Origin of the sequence: Rothia nasimurium, from assembly GCF_928382285.1 — a bacterium.
In the GTDB taxonomy this organism is placed as follows: Bacteria; Actinomycetota; Actinomycetes; order Actinomycetales; family Micrococcaceae; genus Rothia; species Rothia nasimurium_E.
The window spans coordinates 18,348-31,559 of record NZ_CAKMSS010000008.1; the positions used below are offsets into that span (position 1 = coordinate 18,348).

The 13,212-nt window shown below is 55.2% G+C and carries 14 protein-coding genes; 6 read left to right on the forward strand and 8 right to left on the reverse strand.

Annotated features, from left to right (window positions below):
• Window position 1: 1 nt before the first annotated feature.
• The 3 genes from sdhA to sdhC are packed head-to-tail and all read right to left on the reverse strand — an operon-like array spanning window position 2 to window position 2,675.
• A complete protein-coding gene (sdhA, locus tag L6758_RS08910; RefSeq protein ID WP_135011169.1) occupies window positions 2-1,765 on the reverse strand; it encodes a succinate dehydrogenase flavoprotein subunit in 1,764 nt (587 codons plus the stop codon).
• Between the two features lie 40 nt (window positions 1,766-1,805).
• Window positions 1,806-2,291 carry a succinate dehydrogenase hydrophobic membrane anchor subunit gene (locus tag L6758_RS08915; protein WP_237205671.1) on the reverse strand — a complete coding sequence of 162 codons (486 nt, stop codon included), beginning with the start codon at window positions 2,289-2,291 and terminating at the stop codon, window positions 1,806-1,808.
• A 3-nt stretch (window positions 2,292-2,294) separates the two neighbouring features.
• A complete protein-coding gene (gene sdhC, locus L6758_RS08920) occupies window positions 2,295-2,675 on the reverse strand; it encodes a succinate dehydrogenase, cytochrome b556 subunit (RefSeq protein ID WP_237196975.1) in 381 nt (126 codons plus the stop codon).
• Between the two features lie 315 nt (window positions 2,676-2,990).
• Here sdhC and L6758_RS08925 point away from each other — a divergent pair, with 315 nt between their 5' ends.
• The 6 genes from L6758_RS08925 to L6758_RS08945 all read left to right on the forward strand — a co-directional run bounded on the left by L6758_RS08925 (window position 2,991) and on the right by L6758_RS08945 (window position 8,819).
• Window positions 2,991-4,100, forward strand: a complete 1,110-nt coding sequence (locus L6758_RS08925; protein WP_237187243.1) for a mannose-1-phosphate guanylyltransferase — start codon at window positions 2,991-2,993, stop codon at window positions 4,098-4,100.
• A gap of 100 nt (window positions 4,101-4,200) precedes the next feature.
• Complete coding sequence (locus L6758_RS08930; RefSeq protein ID WP_237205672.1) at window positions 4,201-5,535, forward strand: hypothetical protein; 1,335 nt, start codon at window positions 4,201-4,203, stop codon at window positions 5,533-5,535.
• A 425-nt stretch (window positions 5,536-5,960) separates the two neighbouring features.
• Entirely contained in the window at window positions 5,961-6,254 is a 294-nt protein-coding gene (locus L6758_RS11130) for an IS3 family transposase (protein ID WP_369126955.1), read from the forward strand.
• Between the two features lie 393 nt (window positions 6,255-6,647).
• Window positions 6,648-6,830 (forward strand): hypothetical protein, encoded by a 183-nt coding sequence (locus tag L6758_RS08935; RefSeq protein WP_237218644.1) that lies wholly within the window; start codon window positions 6,648-6,650, stop codon window positions 6,828-6,830.
• Between the two features lie 47 nt (window positions 6,831-6,877).
• Complete coding sequence (locus L6758_RS08940) at window positions 6,878-8,116, forward strand: sensor histidine kinase (RefSeq protein ID WP_237205673.1); 1,239 nt, start codon at window positions 6,878-6,880, stop codon at window positions 8,114-8,116.
• 40 nt (window positions 8,117-8,156) lie between these two features.
• On the forward strand, window positions 8,157-8,819 hold the full coding sequence (locus tag L6758_RS08945) for a response regulator (protein ID WP_237205674.1): 663 nt from the start codon (window positions 8,157-8,159) through the stop codon (window positions 8,817-8,819).
• A gap of 356 nt (window positions 8,820-9,175) precedes the next feature.
• Here the strand turns inward: L6758_RS08945 and L6758_RS08950 are convergent, their stop codons facing one another.
• From L6758_RS08950 to trpS, 5 genes are all read right to left on the reverse strand, one after another.
• Window positions 9,176-9,313 carry a hypothetical protein gene (locus L6758_RS08950; protein WP_237205675.1) on the reverse strand — a complete coding sequence of 46 codons (138 nt, stop codon included), beginning with the start codon at window positions 9,311-9,313 and terminating at the stop codon, window positions 9,176-9,178.
• A 67-nt stretch (window positions 9,314-9,380) separates the two neighbouring features.
• Window positions 9,381-10,286, reverse strand: a complete 906-nt coding sequence (locus L6758_RS08955) for an ABC transporter permease (protein ID WP_237205676.1) — start codon at window positions 10,284-10,286, stop codon at window positions 9,381-9,383.
• 11 nt (window positions 10,287-10,297) lie between these two features.
• Entirely contained in the window at window positions 10,298-11,272 is a 975-nt protein-coding gene (locus L6758_RS08960) for an ABC transporter ATP-binding protein (RefSeq protein ID WP_237205677.1), read from the reverse strand.
• Window positions 11,273-11,579: 307 nt separating this feature from the next.
• A complete protein-coding gene (locus L6758_RS08965) occupies window positions 11,580-12,110 on the reverse strand; it encodes a 2'-5' RNA ligase family protein (protein ID WP_237205678.1) in 531 nt (176 codons plus the stop codon).
• Window positions 12,111-12,130: 20 nt separating this feature from the next.
• Window positions 12,131-13,198, reverse strand: a complete 1,068-nt coding sequence (trpS, locus tag L6758_RS08970) for a tryptophan--tRNA ligase (RefSeq protein ID WP_237205679.1) — start codon at window positions 13,196-13,198, stop codon at window positions 12,131-12,133.
• Between the last annotated feature and the right edge of the window lie 14 nt (window positions 13,199-13,212).

Here is a 13,212-nt window from a genome sequence, read left to right on the forward strand (position 1 = left end):
TTTAGTACTTACGCTCCATCGGTTCGTAGCGGGTGAAGGTCACGGGCTTGGTGTCGAAGCGCAGGCCCTTGATGCCTTCCATCTCGGCGTTCTCATCGAGGTAGACCATTGAGTGCTTCATGAAGTTGGCGTCGTCGCGGTCGGGGTAGTCTTCGCGGAAGTGACCGCCGCGGGATTCCTTGCGGTGCAGGGCAGCCACAGACATGACCTTGGCCAGTTCCAGCAGGAAGCCCAGTTCGACCGCTTCAAGCAGGTCGAGGTTGAAGCGCTTACCCTTGTCCTGAATCTGGATGTTCTTGTAACGCTCTTCGAGTTCAACAATCTTGTTGACGGCGTTGTGGATGGTCGCCTCGGTGCGGAAGACCTGCATGTCGGCGTCCATGACGTCCTGCAGTTCCTTGCGCAGCTGGCCTACCTTTTCGGTGCCTTCGCCGTTGCGGATCTGATTGAGCAGTTCCAGGGTGGCGTCTGCTGCGTCGTCGGGGACGGGTAGGAAATCAGCTGAGGCTGCGTATTCTGCCGCGTAGATACCGGCGCGCTTACCGAAGACGTTGATGTCGAGCAGGGAGTTGGTACCCAGACGGTTGGAGCCGTGGACCGATACACAGGCAACCTCACCGGCAGCGTAGAGGCCGGGGATGATGTCCTCGGAGTTGGAGTGTACCTCTGCCTTGATGTTGGTGGGGATGCCACCCATGGCGTAGTGGGCGGTGGGGAAAACCGGGACGGGCTCGGTGTAGGGTTCAACGCCCAGGTAGGTGCGAGCGAACTCGGTGATGTCGGGAAGCTTCTCGTCGATGTGGGAGGGCTCGAGGTGGGTGAGGTCCAGAAGGACGTAGTCCTTGTTGGGGCCACAGCCTCGGCCTTCACGAACTTCGTTCGCCATGGAACGGGCCACGATATCGCGGGGGGCCAGGTCCTTAATGGTGGGGGCGTAACGTTCCATGAAACGTTCGCCGTCGGAGTTACGCAGAATACCGCCTTCACCGCGGGCAGCCTCAGAAACCAGGATGCCCAGGCCTGCAAGACCGGTGGGGTGGAACTGCACGAACTCCATGTCTTCCAGCGGAATACCGTTGCGCAGGGCAATTGCCATGCCGTCACCGGTCAGAGTGTGGGCGTTAGAGGTGGTCTTGAAGATCTTGCCACAGCCGCCGGAGGCGAAGATAACGCTCTTGGCCTGGAAGACGTGGACGTCGCCGGTAGCCAGGTCGTAGGAGACAACACCTGCGGGGCGGCGGACGCCGTCCTCGTCCTCAACCATAACCAGGTCGAGCACGTAGTATTCGTTGTAGAACTCTACGTTGTGCTTGACGCAGTTCTGGTAGAGGGTCTGCAGAATCATGTGGCCGGTGCGGTCTGCTGCGTAGCAGGCGCGGCGCACAGGGGCCTTACCGTGGTCGCGGGTATGGCCGCCGAAGCGACGCTGGTCGATACGCCCCTCGGGGGTACGGTTGAAGGGAAGACCCATCTTTTCCAGGTCAAGAACCGCGTCGATGGCTTCCTTAGCCATGACCTCAGCTGAATCCTGGTCTACCAGGTAGTCGCCACCCTTGATGGTGTCGAAGGTATGCCACTCCCAGTTGTCCTCTTCAACGTTAGCTAGTGCGGCGCACATGCCACCCTGAGCTGCGCCGGTGTGGGAGCGGGTGGGGTAAAGCTTGGTGAGCACAGCTGTGCGGACGCGCTGGCCAGCTTCAATAGCGGCTCGCATGCCTGCGCCGCCTGCGCCGATGATAACGACGTCGTACTTATGTACCTGCATTGTGTGAATGCTTCTTTCTACAATCTAGAGCGCCAATGGCTTACGGAGCGGGGCAGAAGGAGGGCAGAAGGTCTGCGGATGCACCGGCGGGGCAGGGATCAAAAGTGAAGATGACCAGGGTGCCCAGCAGAATCACGAAAGCGGTGGCTAGGAAGAGGGCGACCTTCAGGGCAAAGCGCACGCCATCCTTTTCTGCGTAATCATCGATGATGACGCGGATACCGTTAGCACCGTGGAGCATAGCCAGCCACAGGAGCAGAAGGTCCCAGACCTGCCAGAAGGGGTTAGCCAGCTTGCCGCCGACGAAGCCGAAGTCGATACGGTGGACGCCCTCGCCCATCATGAGGTTGACGAAGAGGTGACCGAAAATCAGGATGACCAGCAGAACACCGGATACTCGCATGTAGAGCCAGGCGAACATCTCGAAGTTATTGCGCTTAGATGAGGCTCGGTTGTACTTGACGCCCGAAACAGTGTTGTCGCGGCTGCGGGGAACCGAAATCTTGGTTTTCAGAGGAGTTGCCATGTCTTAGTGACCCCCAAAGACGAGCATGAAGTGACGGACGAGGAAGGGAACCATGACGACGGCCCAGAGCACCAGGACGCCCCAGAGCATAGCCTTCTGATTCTTGGCGCCGTTCTTCCAGAAGTCCACCAGGATAATGCGGATACCGTTAAAGGCGTGGTAAACAATAGCTGCTACCAGAACAGCTTCGCCCAGACCCATGATGGGGTTCTTGTAGATGTGCATGACGGCGTTGTAGGCCTCGGGAGAGACGCGGACGACAGCGGTATCAAGCACGTGAACCAGCAAGAAGAAGAAAATGGCGATACCGGTAATGCGGTGGGCAACCCACGACCACATACCTTCACGGCCGCGGTACAGCGTGCCCTTGGATGTATTCGGCACTGAATAACCTCCTGTGTGATGCGAGACGACACACCGATAGGTTGAGCCCATCTGTGCGCCCACGCAACATACGTATTGTGTGTTCTACTCAACAGCAAGATTAGCAGGTTTTAGGGCCGCTTACTTACACCGTGTCACCATCTCTTACCCCCGTATTTCCGGGAAATAGGCAAGGTTTTAATGCCCTTAAGCCAGCTATCGGCGTTATTATGCGGAAGCCGCCGTGAGGTTTTCCGTCAAAAGTGACCGGCGCCGTACAGTTTAAGGAAAAGATTTCATCATTATGACTTCAATTCTGGGTACACTGTAGAAACAATGAGAACACCACTTGAACGGTTCTACCCCCTCATTCCGGCCGGCGGCGTAGGGTCCCGCCTATGGCCCCTCTCTCGCGCCGTAGAACCTAAATTTTTGCTTGACCTGACCGGGACAGGTTCGTCCCTCCTCCGTGCTACCTACGATCGCTTGGTTGATCTTGCAGCTGACGGCGTCCTTGTCGTCACCGGGCAAGCCCACGCCAACGCCGTCACCCAGCAGCTCTCAGAGCTGCGCGGGTCTGACCTGGTACTCGAACCCTCACCTCGCGACTCTGCAGCAGCCATTGGTCTTGCCTGCGCTATTTTGCACGAGCGTGACCCCGAGGCCATCATTGGCTCCTTCGCCGCTGACCACATCATCAGCCCGGTCGAAGAATTCCAGGCTGTAGTACGCGAGGCCGTACACGCCGCGGCCTCCGGCAAGATTGTCACCATCGGCATCGAACCCACCGAGCCTTCCACCGCTTTCGGTTATATCAAGGCCACCCAGAATCTGGGGCTGGAAGACGCCCCCAGCGTCCTTGCCGTTGAGCAGTTCGTCGAAAAGCCCAACGAGGCCACCGCAACCGAGTACGTAGCCAGCGGCGACTACACCTGGAACGCCGGCATGTTCGTGGCCCCTGCTGCCCTCATGCTGCAGCATCTCGAAGCTAATGAGCCCGAGCTCTACGCCGGCATCATGGAAATCGCCCGCGCCTGGGATACCCCCGCACGTGAAGCCTGCATGAACCGTCTCTGGGAGACCCTACCCAAGACCGCCATCGACTATGCAGTAGCTGAGCCTGCCGCAGCAGCCGGTGACGTAGCCATGGTTCCCGGTCGTTTCAGCTGGGACGACGTAGGCGACTTTGACGCCGTAGCCCGCCTCAACATCGAAAAGAGCGGTGACGACCTCTTCGTACTGGGCGACAAGTCCAGCGTCATCAGCGAAGAATCCACCGGTATCGTCGTCAACAACACCGGCCGTAAGATTTCGGTCATCGGTATCGAAGATGTTGTTATCGTTGACACCGCAGATGCCCTGCTTGTCACCGTGCGCGACGACGCCCAGAGCGTGAAAAACACCGTGAACACCCTGAAAGAACTGGGCCAGGACAACCTGCTCTAGCCCATCAGAGTTACACAAAGGCCCGCACCGTTTTCCCGGTGCGGGCCTTTTTGACACTCACGTTATGCAAATGATTCTCATTTAGTTTAGACTGGTGGGCATGCACAACACCTCTCGTCCTCTTTTCACCCTCATCAGCGCCACCCTCGCCCTTGCCCTTGCAGGCTGCGGGGCAGCGTCCGCCCCCTCCGCCACCTCAAGCAGCGACCAGGCCAGCGCCACCGCAACCGCAGAACGCGCAGCCATCACCGAAGCCTCCACCCCCTCAGCCCGCATCGCCCTGACCTACGACGGCGGAATCATGATTGTGGACGGCAAGACCTTTGAAGTCATCGAGACCATTGAAAAAGAAGGCTTCCTGCGCCTGCAGCCCGCAGGCGACAACCGCCACCTGGTCGTAGCCGACGGCGCCTCCTACACCATGCTCGACATGGGCGCCTGGACCCAGGCCCACGGCGACCACGACCACTACTACACCACCACCCCCACCCTCACCTCCCTGTCCTTCGCAGCGGATGGCACCGGACACGTCATCACCGACTACGGCCGCTCAGCCATGTTCGCCGACAACACCGGCACCATCGAGGTCTACTCCCCCGCCGACCTGACAGGTGCTGACCAGTACACCGCCACCAGCGTCAGCACCGAAACCATTACCCTGCCCGACGCCCACCACGGCCTGGCTATCCCCCTCGAGAACAACCAGTACCTGGTATCGGTAGGCACCGAGGACGCCCGCACCGGCGCAGCCGTCATCAACGCAGACGGCTCGGTTGTCACCGAAAACCTCGACTGCCCCGGCATTCACGGCGAAGCCATCGCCGCTAACGACACCTTCACCGTCGGCTGCCAGGACGGCGCCCTCATCTACGCAAACGGCACTTTCACCAAGGTCACCAACCCCGAAGATCCCTACTCCCGCTCCGGCAACCAGGCCGGCTCAGCTGATTCAGCTATCGTGCTTGCCGACTACAAAACCGACCAGGACGCCGAGCTCGAACGCCCCGAACAGTTCGCCCTCATCAACACCATCACCAAGGAACGCACTAAAATCGCCCTACCCGAAGGCGTCTCCTACACCTTCCGTTCACTGGCCCGCGGCCCCGAAGGCTCCCACCTGCTGCTGACAACCGACGGTAAGCTGCGCTTCTGGGCTGAGGACGGCACCGAGCTGGGCTCCGTTGACATCATGGATTCCTGGACTGAGTCCGAAGTTTGGCAGGACCCCCGTCCCGCTATCTGGGTGGACGGTGAAACTGCCTACGTCACCGACCCCGCCACCAAGAAGCTGCACGTTGTATCCCTAGCGAAGATTGCGGACGGCACCGCCGAGGTATTTGCCAGCATCGACCTACCCGAGGTACCCAACGAAATCAACGGTATCTCCCGCACCGCTGAACTGGTCACCACCACCGAAGTGGACTCTGACCACTAAAAACAGCTCACTCAAAAGGCCCTGCCTCTTCGCTCATGGTGCGAAGAAGCAGGGCCTTTTGCTATAGATTTACTGTTCCTAGCTGCTGCCAGCTGCCTGCGCTGAAGCGGTAGACCGTCAGCCGGTTCACGGTGAAATGGGCAAGCGCGGGTGGTAGGGTCGCAAAATCGCGTAAGGACGCCCCAAGGGAGTAAACAAACCGAAGACACTCGCAGAGGAAGAGAAGCTACGCCGTAGGATTGAGCAACTAGAAGCAGAAAACACCTGCCTAAAAAATTGCGGGACTTGAGGAACCAACAGCGAGGCTAAAGGCCAAAATCATCGCCGTCCTCAAGTCAGAACACCACCTGAGTAATTTACTTCAAGCAGCAGGTTTGGCCTGATCAACATACTTCTACCACCAGTTACGGCTAAATCATCCTGATGTGCATACTCAGCTGAAGAAAGCCATTATAGCTATCTTTAAGAAAACGAAACGGCGGTATAGTTACCGCCGTGTCCTTGCCGAACTATGCCACCTAGGATGGAAAGTCAATCACAAGCTCGTCTACAATCTCATGGACCAGATAGGGCTGAAGTACAAGGTCAGGGCAGGTAAAAAGTACAGCTCTTATCAGGGGCAGGTTAGTTGTATCGCTGAAAATCTCTCGAACCGTAACTTCACTCCCAAGGAGCCTAATGCTGTGTGGGTCAGTGATGCCGCTGTCACGCAAGGGTAATTGCTATGACAATGGTGTGATGGAGAACTTTTTTGGGCATTTGAATGCTGAGACGTATCACGGGGGCGTTTTGCGGGTGTTGAGGAGTTCTTCACGGCTGTTAATGAGTATGTTTTTGGGGTATAACAATAATCGTTTTCAGGAGCGACTGAAGGGCCTGGGCTCCGGTGGGGTATCGGAGTAAGCCTTTGGGGTCCTGGTTGTCTAGAATTTAACTCAGCCCAATTTTCGGAGGCTAGTTCAGAAGACAAAATCTCTAGACCTTGAACTTAAGTACAACAATAGGTAATCCACTTCTGAGCTTTTGTGTATACCCTTACGTGAGCCTAATATTCCACAATAGATAGCAGGACAACAGTCTAACTTTACTCACAGCACTAAGGACTCCGAGCCATGAAGAACATCAGTAAAGCACTGGCAATTATCTCAATCGCCGTTGCTCTTACCCTCAGTTTTTCACCTGCGCGGGCTGCTTCTTTGCCGCGGAATATTGATACTCATATCTCATCTACTTCAGCAGCTAGCGCACCCCCTACCTTCTTTGGCTGGCTTTGCAGAACAGGGATATATGACTAACACTCATGTGCTCCGGGGCATCACAAAGGGTTTGGTAGCATAAATCTATGACGACAAGCCCCCATAGTGCTTCCAGCAAGAAGTGGTTTCCCCTTGGCCCCTACCTGAGGGGGCTGCTTATCTGCCTGGTATTTATTTTTATTGCGGCCGATTTATCTTCGGGGGTCTACGAAAATACACATACCCAGAATCGTGTATGGGCTATTGCGATTGCCTATCTACCCGTTTTTATGATGGGCTTTGGGCTCATGCCCGGAATTTATGGCTGGTATTTTTCTCTTGCCAACATCACGGTGCTTTATAACGATTCCAGTTTCGTCTGGGCTGGGTTCTCATCGGCGTCAATTCTGGTGCCTGTGTATTGCGCTTACCTGGCTACAAAACGTCAGGTCGTGGCATTCGGTATTGTCCTGTGTGTTTTTGTTGTGTATCCGGGTTGGGGTTCAAATACATTGGATACTCAGTTCATAACAACGTCATTAGCAGTTTTTTCATACATCACAGGGCTAGTACTCAGAAGGTTCCGGCTTCAGCGGGAAAAAGACCAGCAAAAGATTATCTCTATTCAGGAAGCCCAGCTCCATGCACGGAATGAGGAACGCACCCGCCTTGCCTACGAGTTACACGATATTGTTGCGCATGAAGTCACTATTATCGCCATGCAGGCTCGGCGTGCACAGTTCGCAAAGGACCCAGAAAGCACAGCCGCTATTCTGACTGGAATTGGGGATTCTGCAAGTCAAGCGCTCGAGGATCTTCGCAAGCTAGTGACTGTCCTTAGAGCTGAGAAAAATGACTCGCCTGAAGGCGAGCTGCCCAGTGCTCCTCAGACAGAAGAGAATTTGCTGCTGGGCGACACCTCTCTTTCAGGGGAAACCACATCGGCTCTAGCCCTGACTCACGATTTACATAAAATATCTGATGCCCTAGAAAATGCAGGCTTTACTGTTACGCTGACCGTTGATGGGGATGTAAGCCTTATTCCTTTGGCATCTCGCCAGGCGCTAAGACGTACAGCTCGCGAGATAGGGACCAACGTTCTCAAGCATGGCTCCCCTGAGGGACCTGTAAAAATAGACCTCACAGTGGATCAGCGTAACGTCACGCTATCCTCAGAGAACGTTATCTCTCATAACAAACCCGTTTCTTCATCTTTGACCGGGTTAGAATCAATGAAGGCTAGGTTTCATGATTTGGGTGGAACATCGTCTTATCAAAATGACCACGGTGTGTGGAAGATTCAGGTGAGCCTTCCCCTGCCTAAAACAGTGACCAAAGCTTTTTAAGCTGCCTCTCTAGCTTGTACAGACAGTGAAGGAACCATTCATGGTTAAAGTCCTCCTCGTAGATGATGAATCCCTTATTCGTAATATTTTGAAGGATTATCTTTCCTCCGATGAAAGCCTGGAAGTGGTGGGGGAAGCTTCAAATGGCAAGCTGGCAATTTCACAGGCAAGGGCCCTACAGCCAGATGTAATTTTGATGGATATGCAGATGCCTCTGATGGACGGTGTCGAGGCAACCCAGTATATTCATCATTCTTTCCCCGACATAAGAATATTGGGGCTGAGCACCTTTGCGACTGATCGCTATGTTGTTGAACTCTTGCGGGCAGGTGCCTCGGGGTACTTGGTAAAGGACTCCCGCCCCGAAGAGGTCACCAGCGCAATCCACACCGTCCATGACGGAGGATCAGTACTGTCCCCCGAGGTTACCCGCTATGTGGTGCAGGGGCTTGAGCAGTCAGTTCCTGCTGAAATTTCTCCCGACGAAGAACTCATGTCAGTTCTTACCGCGAAAGAAATAGAAGTCATTGAGCTTCTCGCGCGCGGTCTAAATAATAAAGAGATGGCCGCAGAACTTTTCGTTACTGAATCCACAATTAAAGCGCGTTTCGTGAAAATTATGGAAAAAATGCAGGTTCGCGACAGAGTTCAGATTCTGGTTAAGGCTATTGAGCACAACCTCATTAACCTAAGAACCTGGTAAATCCATAAACTTACTATTTTTAACAAGGTCAATCCCTAGAACAGCTCCAATCGGGTAGGCCAACTCAGCGAAAGCTGGAGCAAGATTTTCCAGGCTAAGGCTGTCGATGCGGTGTGTATCTAGTAAAGCATCAAAGCCCCAACCCATCACGCTGTACTGCGTCAAAAACCTTGCTAAATTATCGGGTGCCAGACGCGGTCGGCTGAGATTACTGAGAGCAAACTGTTTAACCTGCTCAACTTCGGTCCTACTATAAGTTTCAGGGATACTAATAACTGCCCTTGCTACGTTCTCTAGAACTTCTAATATCTCTCCGCTTTCGCTATTTTCTCCACTACAAGTAAAGTTCTATCGACTTAGAAAAAGAGGGTTACTACCGCATAGCCTACGCCGCCGCCAACCAAGGCCAGCGCCATGCTGCGAGTCCAACGGCCAACCGCTGAGGTACCCTTTGAGGTAGTGGGGTAGGTAGTCTCGTTCTTGTAAGCAGTCATGTTATTTTTCCTTTCAATGATGGTGGGCTAGTAGCCCTTGACGATGAATCAGGCAGAAAGCCCGATGTTAAGCCCCGTTGTCTGAGGCAAATGATTGTTGCAACGAAACCTTAGAGCCGGTTCGTAAAGCGTTGTTGCTGTATACACGGGTTGCCACCCAGAACAGCAGCGGAATAGTTACCCCAGCGATACTGGCAGCGGTCACCATTTCCCAGGTCTGTACGCCGTCCAGACCAAAGCGAATAGGCATCAGGTAGGAAGAGAAAAGCGGGACGAAGGACAATCCCTTAAGCCAAGTCTCTTCAAGATAGTTGGGTGTAAGATACAGGGCGACGACCAGCAGAACCATCTGCAAAACCGACAGCGGCATCACTGCGGCACTCAGGTCCTCCTGCCGGGAGACCGTTGACGCCAGAATCGTGTTCATGGTTGCAAAGATCATGTAGCCCAGCAAGAACCATACAAGGAACCATAGAAGAACTGCACCTACTTCAAGCTCCAGCAGTGACCACCCGTCCACGAGGGTGAAACCCAGCAGGCCAGTGCCGCCGATGAGAAGTAGCTGGACCAGCGTTATCGCTCCGATACCGATCATCTTTCCGGCCAACAAAGGCACAACACCGATTTTGGTGAGGAGGATTTCGACGACCCTTGATGACTTCTCTTCAACAACACCAGAGGTCAGGCTCTGGGATGAGTACACAAGAGAGCTGAGCAAAGCACTCACCATCGCTGTAGCAAAGAGCAGGCGGGTATCCAGCTGGAAGCTAGCATCCCCCATTTTCTCCCGCAAGAACCAACCGCCAACACTTGCTCCAATACCCACAGTCAGGGCAAGCAGCCCAGTGGCTAGCAGGATGGTCTTATTCTTGGTGCGGGTAAGAACCTCACGTCGAATGACGATTAACATTTCACGGTAAGCAGTGCTCACTGATTTTTCACCTACTTCATGCTGGGTAGTCTGCTGGGTCATGCCTTTAGCTTTCATCGTGTCTGACCTGCCGATTCAAGCTCTGACTCACGGGCAGGGGTGATACCGCGGCCCGACGAAATATAATCCTGCGATAGGAGTGCGCCCAAGGACTGTTGCACAGGCTCAATACTGCGTAGCCCTCCAAATCGTATGGCAGTTTCTAGTACGCCCTGGGGAACGGTTGCACCCCGTCCATCAACTGTGATGAAAACTGATGATTGGTTGCTCATCTTGAATTCGATATGGAAGGAAGCGACCAACGCTAGTTCGGCAACGAATTCTCCGGCCGGGCGATCAAACTTTAGTTCCCACCGGGTCTGATCAGTATCTTGCAACTCAGAGACAGCACCATCTGCCATCACTCTGCCTCGATCAAGTACGCAAACACGGTCGCATAGGCGCTCAACAAGCTCCAACTGATGCGATGAGAACAGGATGCCCACGCCCTGGGCTGCCTGTTGTTGGATAAGACCAGCCATTGTATCTACAGCTAGGGGGTCAAGCCCCGAGAAGGGTTCATCAAGTACCAGTAGTTCTGGGTTACCAACCAGAGAAACAGCTAGCTGAACTCGCTGCTGGTTACCTAGCGACAAATCTTGGACGAGGGTTTTCTCTCGACCCGATAGGCCCAGTGTAGCGATAAGTTCGTCAGCTTTTTCCTTCGCCTGCCCCAGGGTTTTCCCTTCAAGTAGAGCAAAGTGAACAACCTGATCTTTGACACTCATCTGAGGGTACAGACCCCGCTCTTCCGGCATGTAACCGATTGACCTGCGGTTCTCGGTTGAGATGGGTTTCCCGTCCCAGGTGATATGCCCGCCGGTAGGGTTAAGCATTCCTAGAATGAGTCGCATGGTGGTGGTTTTACCTGCGCCGTTGCCACCGATGAAACCAACAATTTCACCGCGACGGACGCCAAAATCTACATCCTGCAGCACCTTGTGGTCACCGAAGCTGCGGCTAATCCCGTGGAGTTTGAGACCGTTCATTGCACACCTCGCTTTTCTTTCTCTTGCGCCTTCACTAAAAACTCTAGTGAGGCGTTAGAGCTTGCCACATATACTTTCGTACAGTTCTGGGGTAGACGATAGTTCATGCATTTGTATGTTCGCTGCCATACCTGCAACAATTGTTGAACAATCTGAGGTGGTCTCGTCCGGGTTCGTTTTCTTTTACTGTCGCTACCATAAGGGAGGTGTATGCACTTGGTACCCCTTCCCTCCCCATGGGCAAATGCTTCGACGCAGTGGTGGGATCGGAGGCTAGTTCAACAACACGAAGAAGCAGGGCCTTTTGCTATAGATTTACTGTTCCCAGCTGCTGCCAGCTGCCTGCGCTGAATCGGTAGACCGTCAGCCGGTTCACGGTGAAATGGGCAAGCGCGGGTGGTAGGGTCGCAAAATCGCGCAAGGACGCCGCCAGGGCGGGGGCCGGGGCATGGTTGGCTAGGGTGAGGTGCGGCTCGTAGGGAAAAGGTGATACGGACTCCCCTACCGCCTTCTGGCAGGCTGCATGAATCAGGGTGAGCCTATCTGCCCCGGCGACAACGGGGAGGTAGGTTACGGGGGTAACCGGCTCAAAGGTAGCAGCCGACCCCAGATCCACCTGCACGGGGCCGATGCCGGTCACCGCCTGCTCAATGGAGCGCAGAGGGGCGCCGCCGGCGTCCTCACTAATCAAAATCGTAATGTGGCAGCTTTCTGCGACGGGGCCTACGAGGCCCTGGCTCGCCCGCCAGCTGACCAGGCGCGCAGACACCACCGCAGGTACCTCGGCAACAATGCTGAGGTACCTGCGGTCGGGGTCTATGGTCGGTGAAGAAGCCACCAGGTGAGGGCGTCTAACTCTTAGAGGGCGGGCAGGAAGCCTACCGCGTCATAGACATTCTTCACGGTCACAGAGGCAATCTCACGGGCCTTACCGGCACCGATGGCCAGCAGGCGGTCTAGCTCCGCAGGGTCGTCCATGAGTTCCAGGGCGCGCTCACGAATGGGCGATAGCTCCTCAACCACAATCTCGGCCAGGTCAACCTTGAGGTGGCCGTACATCTTGCCCTCGTATTCAGCAACGATGTCGTCAATGGCCTTGCCCGTCACTGCCGAGTAGATGGACAGCAGGTTAGAAACACCGGGCTTGTTCTCGCGGTCGTAAGAGATATCAGTGCCCGCGTCAGTCACCGCCGACTTAATCTTCTTGGCGGTCTTCTTGGGGTCATCCAACAGCCAGATAATGCCCTTATCGGTGGTAGCTGACTTGCTCATCTTGGAGTCGGGAGTCTGCAGGTCGTAAATCTTGGCAGTCTCTTTGAGAATAACCGGCTCAGGCACCACAAAGGTATCACCGAAACGGGAGTTGAAGCGCTGGGCCAGGTTGCGGGTCAGCTCCAGGTGCTGGCGCTGGTCTTCACCTACCGGCACCACATCGGCCTGGTAGAGCAGAATGTCTGCTGCCATAAGGACGGGGTAGGTGAAGAGACCCACCGAGGCGTTATCGGCGCCCTGCTTAGCTGCCTTGTCCTTGAACTGGGTCATGCGGGCAGCTTCACCGTAGCCGGTAATGCAGTTAAGTACCCAGGCCAGCTGGGCGTGCTCGGGCACATGCGACTGCACGAAAAGCGGGGTTTTCTCGGGGTCGATACCGGCTGCGATGTACTGGGCTGCGGTCTTGCGGGTGCGCTCCAGCAGAACCGCAGGGTCCTGGGGCACGGTAATCGAGTGCATATCGGGAATGAAGTAGAGGCACTCGTGGTCTTTCTGCAGGTCAACCCAGTTATTGACCGCACCGATGTAGTTACCCAGGTGCATGGAATCCGCGGACGGCTGGGCGCCCGAGAAAGCGCGCGGCGCACCGGTTGCCGCGTTGGGAATCTTAGCCTTGATGTTTTCTTCGGGGGTGGTCTGCTGTGACTTGCTCACGGGGCGTCCTTCGC